We start from the raw sequence: 16744 nt of genomic DNA, 5'->3' as shown, positions 1-16744 counted from the left end.
CGCCGATGCGTTTTTCAGCGAGCTTATCGTATTGGATGGACCCGATCAGCCGCGCGCCGCGGCCCGCTGCTCGTGAGCGTGGCGCACCAGCGCGGCCACGCGGTGCAGGCCGTGCACGAACTTGCCGTAGGGCAGGCTGACGAACAGTGCGGCGACAATGCCCAGATGAAGGGTCAACGCCAGGCCCATCAAGGGTGTGGCACGCAGAATCAGCACGGCCAGTCCGGAGGCGCTGGTCGCCAGCAGCATGACGATGAACACCAGCCCGATGTCGGCCGGGCGCGATTTGCCCCGGGCCGATGCCGGCCGGCCGGTCAACAGCCCGATCGGGCCGGCGATCAGCCCGATACCGCCGAGCACGCCGAGGATGACCACCGGGTGCCAGACCGGGTAGGGCGCCTCATAGCCCAGGTAGTGACAGACCGTGGCCAGGCTGGTCGAGGCCAGGCACAGCACGAAGCCGTAAGCCGTGGCGTGGTGGCACCAGCGCCGATGATCGCTCGGCCGGCCCGACACGCCGGTACAACCCGGACCGCCGCCGTGCAGATAACGTAGCGTGGCCGTGTCGTGGATCGCCTGTCGGATCGAGCCCGCTGCCAGCGGTTCGCCGCCGTGGGTGGCCCGCCAGAAGCGGCGCACGCTCAGCGCCATGGCGAGAATCGCATAGCCGAGCAACGTGCCGAAGATCGCCACCAGTATGCCGTGCGGGATCAGGCGGTAGAAGGCGCCGTTGCCGGTATGGGTGGCGAACATCGCGCCCGCGGTATGCCAGCCGATCACGCCGGCGATGAATGCCGCCACGAAGGTCACGGCGGCGAGCCCGATCCAGAACGCATTGCGTGTGAACAGACCGGAGAACGCCGCGGGCCAGACATAACGCGGGTAGGAATTCTCGCGTAGATCGGCCATGGCCTGCGGCACGTTGATGCCGAACTCGTGCGGCGGTGCGTACTGGCAGGCGTCATAACAGGCGCCGCAGTTGTGGCAGAGATTCGACAGATAATCGACATCGGTTCCGTCGAAGGCACGCCGCAGTTCCATCGCCGGGAAGACCGCGCACAGCCCTTCGCAATAACGACAGGCGTTGCAGATCGACATCTGGCGCGCAACCTCGTCCTGATCCATGCGGGTCAGTTCGGCCAGATTGAAATCGGAAACATTGACGTCAGACATGGCTCGCGGCTCCTTCGCCGGCCAGACGGCCGAATACGCTGCCGATGGTCATGCCGATGCCGGCCAGATACCCCTGGCCGAGCACATTGCCGGCCATGATTTCGCCGGCGGCATAGAGGTTGTCAGCCGGCCGGCCGTCGGCCATCTGCATGCGCGCGCCGCGATCGACCTTCACGCCGAGATAGGTGAAGGTGATACCGCAACGCAGGGTGTAGGCATAGTAAGGCGGGGTATCGATCGGCCGCGCCCAGTGCGATTTCGGCGGCTCGATGCCTTCGGTATGACATGCGTCGTAGGCTGTGTGGTCGAAATGCCCGACCCGGCAGGCGGCGTTGAATTCATCGATCGACGCCCGGGTTGCCGCCGGGTCGAGGCCGATCCTTGCGGCCAGTTCCTCGATCGTGTCGGCTTTTGCCGGCGTGAACACCGACGGCATGAACAACTTGATCGACTTGGCATCGATGAACACATGCCCGACCTGTTCGGGCTGGCCCGCCACCAGCCGGCCCCAGATCGCATAGCGCTTGGGCCAGAAATCCTCGCCTTCGTCGTAGAAACGTTGTGCCTCGGCATTGAGCACGATGCCGAAGGGCACGCAGTCCAGACGGGTGACGATGCCGCCGTCGAACTTCGGCGCCCGTCCGTCGATGGCCACGGCGTGCCCCTGGGTGGCGTCGCCGACCTGAGCCACGCCGTTCTCGAGTAGCAGCCGCAGCAGTTCGCCACGGTTGTAGGGCGTGCCGCGGATCAGGAAATTGGCGGCGGCCGGCCCCCAGGCTTCGGTCAGCCATTCGAGGTTGGCTTCGAAGCCGCCGGAGGCGGCAACGAAAGCATTCGCCCGGATGGTCTCGCGTCCGCCTTCGTGTTCGACCGTAGCCGATTCGAAACGGCTGCCGGTGATCGCCATGTCCACGACGGTTGTTTCATAGCGCACGACGACGCCCAGCTTCCCGGCCGTGCGATAAAGGGCATTCAACAGGGTCTTGCCGCCCCCCAGAAAGAAGGCGTTGGTACGGCCGAGCGACAGCGTACCGCCCAGCGAGGGCTGATAGCGCACACCTTGTGCGTAGAGAAAATCCCAGAGCTCAACGGATTTCTCGAGCGTCAGGCGGGCGAGTTCGCGATCGGTGTGGCCGGCGGTCACCCGTAGCAGATCCTCCCAGAACTCATCCACCGGATAGGGCCCGGTGAGGATCTCGTTGCCGGCCTCGTGGGCCACGCGCATATTGCGGGTATGCCGGGTGTTGCCACCACGATAGGGCATCGGTGCACGCTCGACCACGAGCACCGAGGCGCCGGCGCGGGCGGCCGTGATCGCCGCGCACAGCGCGGCGTTGCCGCCGCCGGCGATCAGAACATCATAGGCCGCATGATCGCTGCTCATCGAATCGGGCACCCGCCGTGATTACGTCTTTGTCATAATTTATACGGTTGTATACATAAAAATACAAATGAAATATGCGCGCCGCGACCGTGCCGGGGCGGTGATCGCGGCCAGCGGTGAACAGCCGAGTGGGACAGGCCCTAGATACAGCCCGGAATCAGGCCGTGGGCTTCCTTGACCAGGATGGCGACCAGCTCGCCGGCCGGCAGGGGACGGGCGAGGCCGGCGGCCTGGCCGGCCCATAACGACATGAACTCGGGCCGGTGCTGGGCCGCCGCGGCCCCCCGGATGTCCTGGGTCCAGGCATTCTGTTCGGGGTAATCCGGCAATGGGTCGACGTGGTGCATGAAGGCTTCGGTGAAGCGATTGCGCAGCCCGCGGGCCGGCTTGCCGGAAAACGCGGCCGTGAGCGTGGTCGCGGTATCGGCGGCGCCGGGCAGGGCGTTCTTGTGCTCGGGTTTGGCGCCCGATTCGTCGGTGGCGAGAAAGGCGGTGCCCATCTGCACCCCGGCCGCACCCAGGCAATGCGCGGCGGCGATGCCGCGTCCGTCCATGATGCCGCCCGAGGCGATCACCGGAAGGCGCACCGCATCCACGATCTGCGGCACGAGCGCGAGCGTGCCCACTGCCGAGCGCTCGAAATCATCGAGAAAGCTGCCGCGATGGCCGCCGGCCTCGAACCCCTGCGCGACGACCGCATCCACGCCAGTGGCTTCGAGATGACGGGCTTCGGCGACCGTGGTGGCGGTGCCGGCCACCCGGCAGCCGGCCGTCTGCAACTGGTCGACCTGGGCGCCCGTCAACGCGCCGAAGGTGGTGCTGACCAGCGCCGGTGCCGCGGCCAGCACGGCCTCGAACTGTGCTTCGAAATCGGGGGCGATGTCGGCGATATCCGACGGCGCTTCGATGTCGAGTTCGCGTCGGAATTCGGCCATATGCGCATTGGCCGCTGCCACCCGTGCCGCATCGCGCGTGCACGGACCCGGCACGAACAGGTTCACGCCGAACGGGCGTTCACTGGCGGCGCGCACCGCGGCGATCATGCGTGCCAGCGCCTCCGGCGCAAGATAGCCGGCGCCGATCGAGCCGAGGGCGCCGGCGTTCGATACCGCGGCGACCAGTGCCGGCGTGGTCGGCCCCCCGGCCATTGGCGCCTGGATCAGGGGGTGGCGAATATTCAGCAGTTCGGCCAGGGCGTGGTTCATGGGGCGTATCCGGTATGGGCGCCCCTTAAGCTGTACCCGTTCAGCCGGCGCCGGGCAATAGCGCCAGCAGCACCACCCCGAAAATGATGCGGTAAATGGCGAACGCGGTAAATCGATGGCTCTGGATATAGGTCAGCAGCCATTTCACCGCCACAAACGCCACAATGGTGGAGACCACGAATCCGATGGCGACCGCGGTCCAGTTCACGTTGCCGACCTGGCCGTGGTGGATACTGTGGAACAACTCATAGCCGCTGGCCGCGAACATGGTCGGGATGCCGACCAGAAACGCGAACTCGGTGGCCGCACTACGGTTGTTGGTGCCGGCCAGCAGGGCAATGAAGATGGTCGCGCCCGAGCGTGAGGTGCCCGGGAACAGGCCGGCGACCATCTGCGCGATGCCGACCAGAATGGCCACGGTCCAGGTGATCTTCGACGACTCGGGCCGCCGGGCGGCGATCTGCTCGGCCGCAATCATCCAGAAGCCGCCGATGATCAGCGCCCAGGCCACGCCATACAGGTGTTTCGGCAGCTGGAAGCCGGCCTTGACCGCGATCAGGCCCAGCACCGCGGTGATCAGAAAGGCCACCGTCAGCTTGGCGAGATAATCGCGCTGCACCGGGTCGCGCCAGTTGGTGAACAAGGCGACGATACGCTGCCGGTAGATCAGACAGACGGCGAGGATGGCGCCGGCCTGAATCACGATGTTGAACAGATCCGAGCGTTGTCCGAGCCAGCGTTCGGCAATCAGCAGATGGCCGGTGCTGGAAATGGGCAGGAACTCGGTGATGCCCTCGATGATGCCGAGCAGCGTGACATTGAACAGGTCGGCCAAGACTTCGCCCTCAAAAAACGCCTAGTTTACCTGAGCGCTCGATCCGGCCGTGCGACCGGGCGTTTATGCCGTGAGCCTGATATCGTCGGCCGCCGTCGTGCCGAGAAAATGCCGGGCATAGCGCGGTGACAGCCGGGCGACATCCAGATGCATGAACACGTCGGCCACGCCGAAGTCGGGGTCATGGCACGGCGGGCCGCCGACGCGCGCGCCGAGCCGGAGATAGGCCTTGATCAGCGGCGGCATCCGCACGGCACGGACCAGCCGGTTGGAGGCGGCCGGCAGCGGGCGCCGCGGCGCCACGCGGTGCGGCGCAGGCACCGGCTGGCGCGCCAGGATGTCGCGGCAGATGGCATGCGCCCGGTCCAGGCCGTCGCGCAGGTCGATGCTGGCACAGCCGATGAGATGATCGTAGTCGTCGGCCCGAATCAGGTCTGCCAGCCCGTTCCACAGCATGGCGATGGCCGCGCCGCCGCGGTGCGCGGAATCGACGCAGGTACGCCCGATCTCGAGAAACCGCCCCGGGCGCGCCAGGAGACGGTCGATATCGAACTCGGTGGCGGAATAGAAGCGCCCGGCGGCGATGGCGGCTTCGTGGGTGAGGATGCGCGTGCTGGCCACGGCGCGGTGGGTGGTGGCCTCGCGCACGATCAGGTGCAGGCAATATTCATCCATGGCATCGGTTTCCAGCCCGGCGGGGCCCGGTTCGATGCGGGCGCCCATTTCCTCCACGAATACGCGGTGACGCAGGGCCAGACTGTCGCGGACGTCCTCTTCGGTCTGGGCGAAACTGTAATAGAAGCCGCGCGGAGCGCGTTCGATACGGGTCGCGATGGACATGCGATGGCCTCCAGAGACCGGATTAACGGCCCCGATTCTCGACCGGGCATGTGATGACTCGATGACCTTGAGATGACCGCGCCGTGAAAGGCCGGACGTCATCGCCGGGTCACGAAGCGCTGCTAAATCTGGGCGAAATCCCGGATATTTCTTCCATGTCGGAACTCACGCTTCTCTGGCGGTTGTGGCTGGCGAAACCGCGCCAGATCGCTACCCTGGCGCCGAGCGGTGCCGCCGTGGCGGCCGCTTTCGTCGACGCCGTCGCGGCGGCCCCCGATGAAGGCACGATTGTCGAACTGGGGGCCGGGACCGGCCCGGTGACATCGGCGATGTTGGCGGCGGGCGTGGATCGACAGCGATTGTGCATCGTCGAGGCGAATGCCGAACTCGCCGCGCATCTGCGCCGGCGTTTCGGTCGCGATCTTGTCGCCCGGGCGGATGCGCGGGCGCTCGACCCGTTGTTCGAGACGCGCCGTATCGACCGCATCGCGGCGGTCATCTCGACGCTGCCCATCCTGCACTTCGGGCGCACCGCCCAGCGTGCCGTGCTGGACGACTGTTTCGCCCGCGCCGCGCCCGGGGCCACTTTCACCCAGATCACCTATCTGCCCGGCTCCCCGGTGCGCCAGCGCCATCTGCGCGCCTGGAATTATCGCGCCGAACGCTATCGCCGCGTTGCCCAGAACTGGCCGCCGGCCACGCTCTGGCAGTATCGGGCCCGGGAAACAAGGCCCTCGGGAGATCGCTATCGAGATGTCTGCCTCGGGCGATTAGACTCGGAATGATCGTCCGCCCGAGGTCCGCCATTTCATGTCCGCACCGGTCGACGTCCGCCGCCGCCGCTATCTCGTTCTCGCCCTGAACCTGGTCACGCTGGCCGCGGCCTTCGCGGCCATGCTGTCCTTGTTGGCCGCCGATGGCCTGACGCTGTCCGAAGGCCTGATCGGTTTCGGTTTCCTGCTGAGCATGCCGTACACGGTACTCGGTTTCTGGAATGCCGTGATCGGGCTGGCCCTGCGCCATCTCCGCCCCGAGCAGGTGCGTGCCATGCCCGGGGTGGCCGCTTTGACCGACGCCGATGCCGAGTTGCCGGCGCTCGCTTGCAGTACGGTGCTGGTGATGACGTTGCGCAACGAGGCCACCGCGCCGGTATTCGAACGCCTGGCGTGCATGCGCGACTCGCTGGCCGCGACCGGCGGCATCGATCGATTCACGTTCGCCGTGCTCAGTGATTCCGACGAGCCCGATATCGTCGCCGCCGAGCGTGCCGCCTTTGCCGCCTTCCGCGACCATTCCGCGCCCGGCGAACCCGCGCCGATCTACCGCCGGCGGATGCACAACCGCGGCTACAAGGCGGGCAATATCGCGGATTTCCTGGCGCAACGCGGGGCGGCCTTCGACTATTTCATCCCGCTCGATGCCGACAGCCTGATGTCGGGCGAGGTCATCGTGCGCCTGGTGGGGGTCATGCAGGCGCGGCCGGAGATCGGCATTCTGCAGAGCCTCGTGGTGGGCATGCCCAGCCACAGTGGTTTCACGCGTGTATTCCAGTTCGGTATGCGCCATGCGATGCGGGCTTTCACCACGGGCGCGGCCTGGTGGACCGCCGACTGTGGGGCTTATTGGGGGCACAACGCAGTGATCCGCGTGGCGCCGTTTCGGTCGCATTGCCGGCTGCCCCGGCTGTCGGGACGCCCGCCGTGGGGCGGCGCAGTGCTCAGCCACGATCAACTCGAGGCGACCTTCATGCGCCGGGCCGGCTACGAGGTGCGCGTGGTGCCGGTCGAGAGCGACAGCTACGAGATCAATCCGCCCACGCTGCTGGATTTCATTCGCCGCGAACTGCGCTGGTGCCAGGGCAACATGCAGTACCTGCGGCTACTCGGCACGCCCGGGCTGCGGCCGGTGAGCCGCTTCCAGCTGCTGCAGGCCATCGGGATGTATATCGCGCCGGCGGCCTGGATCGGCATGATCGCGGCAAGCTGTATCGGCGGCGTGCTCGGCGATCTCAGCCTGGGCGACGTGCGGCTCGGGTTCGGCCTGTTCGTGGGCGTGTTCGTGCTGGCGATCACGCCCAAGATCGCCGGGGTACTCGATGTGCTGTTGTCCGCCCACGACACGGCCCGCTACGGCGGCAGCGTCGTGTTTGCGGCCTCCGTGCTGGTTGAACTGCTGTCATCGGTCCTGATTGCGCCGGTGGTGGCGCTGTCAATCACGCTGTTTCTGATCGGGCTGATGTTCGGCCGCAGCGTGGCCTGGGGCGGACAGAATCGGGATCGCCTGGATATCGCCTGGCGTGACGCCTGGCCGCCGTTGGCGCCACATACGCTGGCCGGGGTCGGGATGGCCGCGGCGCTCTGGGGCGCCGCCGGATTCGGCGCCACGTTATGGGCCGCGCCGATCATCCTCGGCCCGGCCCTCGCGGTGCCGTTGACCGTCTGGAGCGGACGCCGGGCGGTCGGGGCGGGCATGCAGCGCCGCCGGCTGTGTCTCGTTCCCGAGGAAAGAGAACGGCCAGCAGTGCTGGCCACGCGGCCTGCCGATGCGGGGTGACGCGCCGGGTCGCCGGCCGTGGCCGTCAGTGACGCCACTTGGCCCACATCTGCATGAAGGATTCGCGAATGATGTGCGCCGACTCCGGATCGCCCTTGACCATCGACGACATAAAGTGCCTGGCCTGCTCGAAACTGATATGCGGCGGCAGCGGGGCGACCTCCGGGTCGGTATAGGCGTTGATCACCACCGGCCGGTCGGCGGCCAGCGCTTCGCGCCAGACGCCTTCGATCTGGTCGGGCGAGTCGATGCGCAGGCCTTTCAGGCCCAGCAGCTCGGCGTACTGGTCGTAGGCGAAGTCCGGCAGGTCCTGCGAGGTCTCGAACTTGGGATCGCCTTCCATGACCCGCTGTTCCCAGGTCACCTGGTTGAGATCGCGGTTGTTGAGCACCAGCACGATGGCCGTCGGATTCGGCCACTCGGTCCAGTACTTGGCGATCGTGGTCAGCGCCTGGTTGCCGCTCATCTGCATCGCGCCGTCGCCGACCATGGCGATGCCGGGACGGTCCGGATAGGCGAACTTGGCCGCCGCGAGATAGGGCACGCCGTTGCCCATCGACGCCAGCCCGCCGGACACCGATCCGATCATGCCGCGCCGGATCTTGAGATAACGCGCATACCAGTTGGTCGCCGAGCCGACGTCGCAGGTCAGCATGATGTCGCTGGGCATCCGGTTCGACAACTCGGCGAAGATCGCCTGCGGATTGACCGGATCGGCGCTCATCTGCGCCCGTTCGGCCATGGTGCCCCACCAGGCGCGGGTCTTCTCGATGAGCTTGTTCTGCCATTTGCGATCGGTCTTGCGACTGACGCGCTCGGTCAGCGCAGCGGCCGTGGCCTTGGCCTCGCCGTGCAGGTTGACTTCGGTCGGGTAGCGCAGGCCGAGCGCTTCGGCGTCGATATCGATCTGCACCGCGCGCGCCTGATCGTCGGCCGGCAGGAATTCGGCGTAGGGAAAGCGTGTGCCGATCATCAGCAGGGTATCGCAGCCGGCCATCATGTCGGCGCTCGGCTCGGTGCCCAGCAGGCCGATGGCACCGGTAACGCAGTCGACGTCGTCCGGGATCATCGTTTTTGCCAGGATGGCCTTGGCGACGCCCGCGCCGAGCTTGTCCGCCAGGGCCAGTACCTCGTCGACTGCGTCCTTGGTGCCGGCGCCGGCCAGAATCGCCACGCGTTCGCCTTCGTCGAGAATCCTGGCCGCGGCCTCCAGATCGGCTTCGGCGGGGCACGTCACCGGCGGGTTGTAGCCAATGCCGGAAAATGTCGCCCCGTGCGTGGCCGGTGGCTGTGCCATCGGCGCGTCCTGGATATCGGCCGGTACGATCAGCGCGGTGACCGCGCGCCGGCCGATGGCGATGCGCATGGCCTGATCCACCAGGTGTCGCGTCTGGCGTGGATCGCTAACCATGTGGACATAATCACTGGCCACATCCTTGTACAGCGAGATCAGATCGATCTCCTGCTGGTAATCGGTGCCGAGGCTCATGCGCGACTGCTGGCCGACGATCGCCACCGCCGGCACGTGATCCTTCCTGGCGTCGTACAGCCCATTGAGCAGATGGATCGCGCCCGGGCCCGAGGTCGAGATGCACACGCCCGGCGTGCCGGTGAACTTGGCGTGGGCGCTGGCCATGAATGCGGCCAGCTCCTCGTGCCGGGGCTGGATCAGACGCGGTCCGCTTTCGGCGCGGCGCAGACCGGCCATGACCCCGTTGATGCCGTCGCCCGAGTAACCGTAGCAACGGGTCACGCCCCATTCGCGCAGGCGCGCAACGATGAAATCTCCGACGGTTCGAGACATGGCAGGTATCCATATCGAATGGCCATGCCACCGTAGGTACAACAGGCCGGCCACCCAATCCGTGACAATCCCTAGGTGTTCGGTCCCGTTCGCCGATACTGACGTCAATTGGCGACATGCGGGCAAATACGGGGTTCGACCCGGCTCGCCGGCTGCTAGCCTTGAGGCACCACACGCAGGCGGTAATGTGATGGAACCGCTGGTTCATGTCGTCGACGATGACGACGCGGTATGTGATTCGCTTCGTTGTTTGCTCCACTCGATCCAGATTGTGAGTGCCGGGTACTCCACGGGGCGGGCGTTCGTCGCGCGCGAGCGCGACATGCGTCCGGGGTGTGTCCTGCTCGATCTGCGCATACCCGACATGAGCGGGCTGGATATTCAGCGCGCGCTGGCCGACGAGGCCCCGCATCTGCCAGTGATCTTCATGACCGGCTACGGCGACGTCGAGGCCTCGGTATCGGCCATGCGCGAAGGGGCGGCCAATTTCCTCACCAAGCCGGTGAACGGCGAGCTGTTATTGGCCGAAGTGCGCGAGGCGATCGAACGTAGCCGCGAGATCCTGGCCGAGCATCAACACTGCGAGAGCGTGTGCGCCCGGATGGCGTTGCTTACCCCGCGCGAGGCCGACGTGCTGCACGAAGTGGTCGCGGGCTGGTCGAACAAGCATATCGCACGACGCCTCGGCATCAGTCCGAAAACGGTCGAATTGCATCGTGCCAACGTGATGAACAAGATGCGCGCCGGCTCGCTGGCCGAACTGGTCCGCCTGCACCTGACCGCCACCGGCGAGTCGCCGAGTGCAGCCCGCAACCGCGGGCCCGAGCGGCGCCGGTAGTTGTCGGGCGCGCTGTCGCCCGGATCGTTCTTGGGGCGTTCCGGCACGGGGCGAGCACCCTCGGTTGTATCGGCTTCGTCCCAAGGCCGGCCACCATGGCGTTCGGCCAGTGCCCGGCTGACCGACCGCCCCATCCCCATGCCGTCGGGTTTGCCGCTGTCAAAGTCATTGAAAATGGTTGCCAGACGGTCGGACGTGATCGTCCCCGGTGCCGCGGGCGTATTCAAGGGCGGCTTGCCCGGGCGTCCGGCGGGCGGGGCGGCCGGGCCCATGTCCCGGGTCCTTGGTGCCATGCCTTGCCGGGGATTAGGGCCTGCCCTCGAACGCCCACCGGGTTCGTGATTCGCCTGGCGTCGGTGATCTATGTGCTTTCCCGGATCAATTCGCCCCCGCACCTGAGCCACCATGGGCGTTGAAAAAAACCGCGATCAGCGAGGGTATGGATCATGAGCGTGACTTCGACGCGCGTGGTGATTGCCGGCGGTGGCGCCGGCGGCCTCGAACTGGCCATCCGGCTGGCTCGTCAGGGTGGCATCCGGGTATTTCTGGTTGATCAGTCGGACACACATATCTGGAAGCCGCGGTTGCACGAGATGGCGGCGGGTGCCCGACGGAGCATGGTCGACGAGATGGAATATGCCGGTCTTGCGGAGCGCTGGGGTTTCGTGTTCGTGCAGGGCAGCCTGTGCGATGTCGACCCGGAGGCGCGCCGCATCGAACTCGGCGCCATGGACGATGCTCGCGAGCGCAAGGTGGTCGGCGCGCGCGAACTCGCGTACGACGTGCTCGTGCTCGCGCTGGGCGGGGTAACCCCCGATCTGGGTGTCGAGGGCGTGACCGAACATGCCTTCATGCTGGATCGCGCGGAAGACGCCGAGGCGGTATTCAATCGCTTGTCGCTGGCTGCGCTGGCAGCGACCGTTCACGCTCGTGATCCGGTGATGGATGTGCTCATCGTCGGCACCGGGCTGACCGGCGTCGAGCTTGCGGCTTATCTGGCGACCGACGCCCAGCCGGCCGCGGTGGCGCCGCGCGATGCCCGGCCCGGCCTGCGTGTCACGCTGGTCGAGGCCATGGATGAGTTCATGCCGTCGATGGGTGACGCCGAGCGTGCGGCGGTTCGCGAGCGTCTGCAAAAAGCCGGCGTCACGATTCGGACCGGTTGCCAGATCAGCCGGGTAGCGCCCGACCATGTCGAAACCAATGACGGAAGGCGTTTTGACTCGCAACTCACGGTTTGGGCAACGGGGCGTGTCGGCCCGCCCGTGGTCGACGAAATTGCTACGCTGTGCGCCAACGACAAACGTCAGTGGCGGGTGCGCAAGACGCTGCAGAGCTTAACCTCCCGCGATGTCTTCGTGCTTGGCGACTGTGCCGCGGTCGAGGGCTCCGAGGCGCCGCCCACCGCCCAGGCCGCGAGCGAGCAGGCCACGCATCTGGCGCGCGAGTTGCCGCGCTATTGCGCCGGCGAGATGCCGCGTGCGTTCGAGTATCGGCACAAGGGCACGTTGATGTCGCTGGGTGCCGCGGGCGCGGTTGGCCGTCTGCGCAGCGGGTTCGGCCGGGATCTGCAGATCCGGGGCCGGCTGGCGGCGGCGGCTTACCGCGGGCTCGAACGCCAGCACGGAATGGTCGTGCTGGGTGCGGCACGTGGCACCGGACGCCTGCTCGCCGACCTGTTTTCGCTCGATCACGGGCCGCGGGTCAAGGTGCACTGAGCGCGGCACGCCCTGCATCGTCGCCGGCGCTGTCGACGTAACCTCCAACAGAACCTCTCCGGGCTATTGCCATGCTGGATACCGTTCGACAATTTCGGGTCGCGGTGATCGACGACGACGCGGGTTTCGCCATGTCGATGGCCGCGTTGCTCGGCAGCGATGGCTTCGATGTTCGGCTGTTCGACTCGGCCGAGGCATTCATCGATGCCGACGAGACCTCCCGTTTCTGTTGCCTCATGATCGATTGGTTGCTGCCCGGCATGAGCGGCGCGACGCTGTGTCAGCGGCTGGCTGCCTCGGGCCCGCACCCGGCGCTTATTCTCATGAGTGGCACGCAGTTCGCCGACCGTGGCATGCCGCCGAATCTGCCGCCGAATACCGAGTTTGTTCAGAAACCCTTCGATCCGGATTGGTTGCTGGCCGAGCTATGGCATATCTGCGGTCGGGCGCAATAGCCGGTTTGCGTGCTCTGCGCCCGGGCCCGCCGGCAAGCGGGTAGGCATCAGTCGCGAAACAGGCGGTCGAGCTCCCAGGGCAACTCGTCGCGCAGTTGCTTCAAGCGATCCGCGTCGAGCATATGCGCGAGCGTGATGGCGACCGCGTAGGTCAACGAATCCGCCTGTTCCGGCGGCAGCTCGGTCCGGGCGCGGATCTTGTCGAGAAACACCGCAATCTTCATCGGCTCGCCTGTGGTGTCTGGGCGCTGGGCGCCCGAACGCAGGGCGGCACCCGCGTCGTTCGGCAAGCCGGAGGCGATGCGTGCGCCGGTGTCCTCGCTCAGGTGTTCGCCGAGTGCATCGAGCGTGATCAGGGTGCATTGGGCGACGTGCGCCGCGTCCAGTTGCGGGCAGCTGTTGTGCACCGTCGCCGTCAGGTTTTCGGTCTGCATGCGTGAAAGCTCGATCAAGACACGAGGCGCATCAGCATCGGGCAGCCCGGCGCTCGCGAAAATTCGGGTGTTCCCCTATCGATCCTGCCACGTCAGGGTTTGCCCGGACAGACGCGATGGTCTGGCGCCGACCACACTCGGGGCAACGGTTCACCGCGAGCGATGTGTCTCGCTCGCCTGCAATCAGAGGCAGCACCATGTCCCGATTCGATTCCGCCAAACTCGATCTCTTGCCACGTTCGCGCCGCTCGTTGCCCACCGGGACCGAGGCCGCGCTGGGCTTTGCCGCGGGGCTGGCGGTGGCCGGTGGTTTCTGGCTCGGTCGGCGCCTGGGCCGCGCCGTGCCCACCGGCGGCGGGCATCCGCCCAGGCACCAGGCCCTCGATACCGCCGCCGCGCTGGCCCAGCGCAAGATTCCGCTGGAGTCGATGAACACGTATCTCAACGGTTTCCACATGTATGCGGATGACATGGGCCGCCAGGTGGAGGCCAGCCATTTCTGCATGCACTTGGCGCCGGATCTGCATCAGTGCGTGATCTTCGATGCCAACGCGAAGGACGCGAAATTGATCGGCATCGAATACATCATCAGTGTCGAACGTTACGCGCGACTGCCCGATGACGAGAAACGGCTCTGGCACAGCCATCACTACGAGATCAAATCCGGCCAGCTGGTCGCGCCCGGCATTCCCGAGATGGCCGAGCATGCGTACTTCGAGGATCTGGTGACCACCTACGGCAAGACCTTCCATACCTGGCAGGTCGATCGCGACGATTTTCCGTATGGCGTGCCGCAGCTGATGATGGCCTTCACCGAGGATGGCCAGATCGACGCCGAAAAGCTGGCCGCGCGCGATCGCCGGTTGGGTGTGGACTCCGACAAACGTCGCGCGAACCGCGTCGATATCCCCACCCCGCACGTGCAACCGCAGGCCAACTGCTGGCAAAGCGGCCAGAGCGTTCAGACCGCGCTGCATACCTGCGCGTTTCATCGTACCGACGGGCACGGCCCGACCGGATAGCGCGGCCCCGGACCGGCAAGGCATCACGGGCGCAAGCAAAGCGCCATGCTCTGCTCTGCCGTGTGAGCACAGGAACAGGTCATGTGGGATTTTTTCACGGCCAACGCCAAGCCGCTGTCGGTCATCGCCAGTTTCGGCACGATGGTCATCTGGCTGTTCTATGCCCATTTGCTGTATCAGGCGTTCAAGCGTCAGCGCCAGGCTCGGATTCTGATCAACCAGGGGTGGGGCGAACAGATCAATTCAGTGGCGATCGTCAGCAACATGAGTCACGAGCCGGTTTATATCCAGTGTGTCGTGCTCAGCATCAAGCTCGAGGACGGGCGCAAATTCCGGGATTCGGTCACCGACTTCGACGACGCCGAGCCCTGGAATGCCAGGAACGACCCGCGCGAAGTGACCCGTCAGGGGCCGCTGGATACCGGCTGCTACATGAACCTCGGCACGTTTCAGACCCTGTTGCGCCAGTCGGGTCAGCAGCACGATCTGATCAACGGCAACGAAGACCCGGTCAAGCGCATGGGCGTATGCGACTTCAAGCTGACGGTGATCTGCAACTATGGCCCGTCCGGTCAGGCCATCGGCGTACAGCGCACTTTTATCGTCCACGGCGAGAACCGCGACCGCCTGTGTCCCGAGTCGATCTACAGCCGGCGTCTGACCAATCGCCGTGCCCGCCGCAAGATGGAGCGTTGGCTGCGCGAGCAGGTCGAACACGCCGCGGGCGGCGAAGCGCCCCGGCGCGCGCGGTGACTGCCGCCACGGCGTCGCTGGCCCCGCGTGCGGCAGCCGACCGAGCGATCCCCGGGGCGGCCGTTCGGCGACGGCCCGGGCTCGACGCGGCGGCCATCGCCGAGCGCTTGACCGGCTTCGTGCCGGGCGTATAGTCGATAAAAACAATCAGCGGCCATGCCCCACGGCGCCCGGCTGCATGCCACGCGGCTCAGACCGTGGCCAAGGGAGGAGAATATGTCGCAACGGCCCGCTGCAGCAGCAGCCGGGGCAGGTTCAACCGCGCCCGATACGCAACACAAGATGCGGGTGCGGGCGGCGCTGACCGCCGAACTGCCTGATGAAATCGTGCTGCACGCCGAAGAGGATCTGCGTCCGTTCGAATGCGATGGACTGTCGGCCTATCGGCGTCTGCCCATGCTGGCGGTTCTGCCCACGACCATCGAGCAGGTCCAGGCTGTGTTACGCATCTGCCATGCGCACGACACGCCGGTGGTCGCGCGCGGCGCCGGCACCGGGTTGTCCGGTGGGGCGCTGCCGCTGGAATCCGGTGTGCTGTTGTCGCTGGCCAAGTTCAATCGCATTCTGGATATCGACACCGCCAACCGGCGCGCGACCGTCCAGCCCGGTGTACGCAATCTCGCGATATCGCAGGCAGTCGACCATCTCGGTCTGTACTACGCGCCCGACCCCTCGTCGCAGATCGCCTGTTCGATCGGCGGCAACGTGGCCGAGAATTCGGGTGGCGTGCACTGCCTGAAATACGGGCTCACCACGAACAACATCGTGCAGGTCGAAATCGTGACCATCGAAGGCGAGCGGCTGACGCTCGGCAGTCCGGCGCTGGATTCGCCGGGCTATGACCTGCTGGCGCTGATGACGGGCTCGGAAGGCTTGCTCGGCGTCATCGTCGAGGTAGTGGTCAAGCTGCTGCCCAAGCCGGAACTGGCCCAGTGCGCCCTGATCGCCTTCGACGACGTACGCAAGGCCGGCAACGCCGTGGCCGATATCATCAAGGCCGGCATCGTACCGGCCGGTCTGGAAATGCTCGACAATCCGGCGATTCGGGCGACCGAGGAATTCGTGCATGCCGGCTATCCGACCGATGCGGCGGCCATTCTGTTGTGCGAAATCGACGGCACCGAAGGCGAAGTGGCCGACGATATGGCGCGGGTGCGCGACGTGGTGGAGAAAAGCGGCGCCACCGACGTGCGCATCTCGCGCGACGACGTCGAACGCGCGCTGTTCTGGGCCGGGCGCAAGGCCGCCTTCCCGGCCATGGGGCGGATCTCGCCCGATTACTACTGTATGGACGGCACCATCCCGCGGCACGCGCTGGCCGATGTGTTGATGGGCATCGGCGAATTGTCCGAACAATACGGCCAGCGCGTGGCCAATGTCTTTCACGCCGGCGACGGCAACCTGCACCCGCTGATTCTCTACGATGCCAACCAGCCCGGCGAACTGGAGAATACCGAAGCCTTCGGCGGCGCAATATGCCGGCTGTGCCTGGAGCACGGCGGCACCATCACCGGCGAGCACGGCGTGGGCGTGGAGAAGATCGATCAGATGTGTGTGCAGTTTCCCTCGGCCGAGTTGACGCAGTTTCATGCCGTGAAGGCCGCCTTCGACGACAGGCGGCTGCTCAACCCCGACAAGGCGGTCCCGACGCTGCATCGCTGTGCCGAGTTCGGGGCCATGCATGTGCACAACGGCGAATTGCCGCATCCCGAACTGGAACGGTTGTAGCG

The 16744-nt window shown here is 66.2% G+C and carries 15 protein-coding genes; 8 read left to right on the top strand and 7 right to left on the bottom strand.

The features are described 5' to 3' along the window. Window positions 1-45: 45 nt before the first annotated feature. The 5 genes from tcuB to ACS8YF_RS10395 all read right to left on the bottom strand — a co-directional run bounded on the left by tcuB (window position 46) and on the right by ACS8YF_RS10395 (window position 5437). Window positions 46-1173, bottom strand: coding sequence for a tricarballylate utilization 4Fe-4S protein TcuB (tcuB, locus tag ACS8YF_RS10415; protein ID WP_440850153.1), 1128 nt, complete (start codon window positions 1171-1173; stop codon window positions 46-48). Beyond that, window positions 1166-2557 (bottom strand): FAD-dependent tricarballylate dehydrogenase TcuA, encoded by a 1392-nt coding sequence (gene tcuA / locus ACS8YF_RS10410; RefSeq protein ID WP_440850152.1) that lies wholly within the window; start codon window positions 2555-2557, stop codon window positions 1166-1168. Before tcuA ends, tcuB begins: the two co-directional genes overlap by 8 nt. A gap of 140 nt (window positions 2558-2697) precedes the next feature. Next, window positions 2698-3762 carry an NAD(P)H-dependent flavin oxidoreductase gene (locus ACS8YF_RS10405; RefSeq protein WP_440850151.1) on the bottom strand — a complete coding sequence of 355 codons (1065 nt, stop codon included), beginning with the start codon at window positions 3760-3762 and terminating at the stop codon, window positions 2698-2700. 40 nt (window positions 3763-3802) lie between these two features. Then, the gene (locus ACS8YF_RS10400) at window positions 3803-4597 is read right to left on the bottom strand and encodes an undecaprenyl-diphosphate phosphatase (protein WP_440850150.1); all 795 of its coding nucleotides are present in this window, start codon (window positions 4595-4597) and stop codon (window positions 3803-3805) included. A 63-nt stretch (window positions 4598-4660) separates the two neighbouring features. Further along, window positions 4661-5437, bottom strand: a complete 777-nt coding sequence (locus tag ACS8YF_RS10395; RefSeq protein ID WP_440850149.1) for a GNAT family N-acetyltransferase — start codon at window positions 5435-5437, stop codon at window positions 4661-4663. 155 nt (window positions 5438-5592) lie between these two features. Between ACS8YF_RS10395 and ACS8YF_RS10390 the strand changes: the two genes are divergently transcribed. Both ACS8YF_RS10390 and mdoH read left to right on the top strand, forming a co-directional pair. Continuing rightward, window positions 5593-6222, top strand: coding sequence for a class I SAM-dependent methyltransferase (locus tag ACS8YF_RS10390; RefSeq protein ID WP_440850148.1), 630 nt, complete (start codon window positions 5593-5595; stop codon window positions 6220-6222). Between the two features lie 25 nt (window positions 6223-6247). Beyond that, window positions 6248-7990 carry a glucans biosynthesis glucosyltransferase MdoH gene (gene mdoH / locus ACS8YF_RS10385; protein WP_440850147.1) on the top strand — a complete coding sequence of 581 codons (1743 nt, stop codon included), beginning with the start codon at window positions 6248-6250 and terminating at the stop codon, window positions 7988-7990. Between the two features lie 25 nt (window positions 7991-8015). On the opposite strand, the gene ACS8YF_RS10380 is transcribed toward mdoH, so the two are convergent. Then, complete coding sequence (locus ACS8YF_RS10380; protein ID WP_440850146.1) at window positions 8016-9794, bottom strand: thiamine pyrophosphate-requiring protein; 1779 nt, start codon at window positions 9792-9794, stop codon at window positions 8016-8018. A 190-nt stretch (window positions 9795-9984) separates the two neighbouring features. Here ACS8YF_RS10380 and ACS8YF_RS10375 point away from each other — a divergent pair, with 190 nt between their 5' ends. From ACS8YF_RS10375 to ACS8YF_RS10365, 3 genes are all read left to right on the top strand, one after another. After that, window positions 9985-10632 (top strand): response regulator transcription factor, encoded by a 648-nt coding sequence (locus ACS8YF_RS10375; protein WP_440850145.1) that lies wholly within the window; start codon window positions 9985-9987, stop codon window positions 10630-10632. Window positions 10633-11078: 446 nt separating this feature from the next. Then, entirely contained in the window at window positions 11079-12350 is a 1272-nt protein-coding gene (locus ACS8YF_RS10370; protein WP_440850144.1) for an NAD(P)/FAD-dependent oxidoreductase, read from the top strand. Between the two features lie 71 nt (window positions 12351-12421). Beyond that, window positions 12422-12805, top strand: coding sequence for a response regulator transcription factor (locus ACS8YF_RS10365; protein WP_440850143.1), 384 nt, complete (start codon window positions 12422-12424; stop codon window positions 12803-12805). A 47-nt stretch (window positions 12806-12852) separates the two neighbouring features. Here ACS8YF_RS10365 and ACS8YF_RS10360 read toward each other — a convergent pair whose 3' ends face one another. Next, on the bottom strand, window positions 12853-13239 hold the full coding sequence (locus ACS8YF_RS10360) for a DUF2267 domain-containing protein (RefSeq protein ID WP_440850142.1): 387 nt from the start codon (window positions 13237-13239) through the stop codon (window positions 12853-12855). Window positions 13240-13436: 197 nt separating this feature from the next. On the opposite strand from ACS8YF_RS10360, the gene ACS8YF_RS10355 reads away from it, so the two are divergent. The 3 genes from ACS8YF_RS10355 (at window position 13437) to ACS8YF_RS10345 (ending at window position 16742) form a co-directional block, all read left to right on the top strand. Then, window positions 13437-14261: an OBAP family protein gene (locus tag ACS8YF_RS10355; RefSeq protein ID WP_440850141.1), complete on the top strand. Its 825-nt coding sequence runs from the start codon at window positions 13437-13439 to the stop codon at window positions 14259-14261. Window positions 14262-14342: 81 nt separating this feature from the next. Further along, window positions 14343-15014, top strand: coding sequence for a hypothetical protein (locus ACS8YF_RS10350; protein WP_440850140.1), 672 nt, complete (start codon window positions 14343-14345; stop codon window positions 15012-15014). Window positions 15015-15296: 282 nt separating this feature from the next. Further along, window positions 15297-16742 carry an FAD-linked oxidase C-terminal domain-containing protein gene (locus ACS8YF_RS10345; protein WP_440850182.1) on the top strand — a complete coding sequence of 482 codons (1446 nt, stop codon included), beginning with the start codon at window positions 15297-15299 and terminating at the stop codon, window positions 16740-16742. Window positions 16743-16744 lie beyond the last annotated feature (2 nt).

Source organism: Salinisphaera sp. SWV1 (assembly GCF_052044155.1).
Classification (GTDB): Bacteria; Pseudomonadota; Gammaproteobacteria; order Nevskiales; family Salinisphaeraceae; genus Salinisphaera.
The sequence above is the reverse complement of the archived record's forward strand: the minus strand, read 5'-3'. Positions and strand labels throughout refer to the sequence as shown.

Coding starts and splice junctions, on each gene's coding strand:
- tcuB (WP_440850153.1), bottom strand. CDS start 1,173: ATGTCTGACGTCAATGTTTCCGATTTCAATCTGGCCGAACTGACCCGC.
- tcuA (WP_440850152.1), bottom strand. CDS start 2,557: ATGAGCAGCGATCATGCGGCCTATGATGTTCTGATCGCCGGCGGCGGC.
- ACS8YF_RS10405 (WP_440850151.1), bottom strand. CDS start 3,762: ATGAACCACGCCCTGGCCGAACTGCTGAATATTCGCCACCCCCTGATC.
- ACS8YF_RS10395 (WP_440850149.1), bottom strand. CDS start 5,437: ATGTCCATCGCGACCCGTATCGAACGCGCTCCGCGCGGCTTCTATTAC.
- ACS8YF_RS10390 (WP_440850148.1), top strand. CDS start 5,593: ATGTCGGAACTCACGCTTCTCTGGCGGTTGTGGCTGGCGAAACCGCGC.
- mdoH (WP_440850147.1), top strand. CDS start 6,248: ATGTCCGCACCGGTCGACGTCCGCCGCCGCCGCTATCTCGTTCTCGCC.
- ACS8YF_RS10380 (WP_440850146.1), bottom strand. CDS start 9,794: ATGTCTCGAACCGTCGGAGATTTCATCGTTGCGCGCCTGCGCGAATGG.
- ACS8YF_RS10375 (WP_440850145.1), top strand. CDS start 9,985: ATGGAACCGCTGGTTCATGTCGTCGACGATGACGACGCGGTATGTGAT.
- ACS8YF_RS10370 (WP_440850144.1), top strand. CDS start 11,079: ATGAGCGTGACTTCGACGCGCGTGGTGATTGCCGGCGGTGGCGCCGGC.
- ACS8YF_RS10365 (WP_440850143.1), top strand. CDS start 12,422: ATGCTGGATACCGTTCGACAATTTCGGGTCGCGGTGATCGACGACGAC.
- ACS8YF_RS10360 (WP_440850142.1), bottom strand. CDS start 13,239: ATGCAGACCGAAAACCTGACGGCGACGGTGCACAACAGCTGCCCGCAA.
- ACS8YF_RS10355 (WP_440850141.1), top strand. CDS start 13,437: ATGTCCCGATTCGATTCCGCCAAACTCGATCTCTTGCCACGTTCGCGC.
- ACS8YF_RS10350 (WP_440850140.1), top strand. CDS start 14,343: ATGTGGGATTTTTTCACGGCCAACGCCAAGCCGCTGTCGGTCATCGCC.
- ACS8YF_RS10345 (WP_440850182.1), top strand. CDS start 15,297: ATGCGGGTGCGGGCGGCGCTGACCGCCGAACTGCCTGATGAAATCGTG.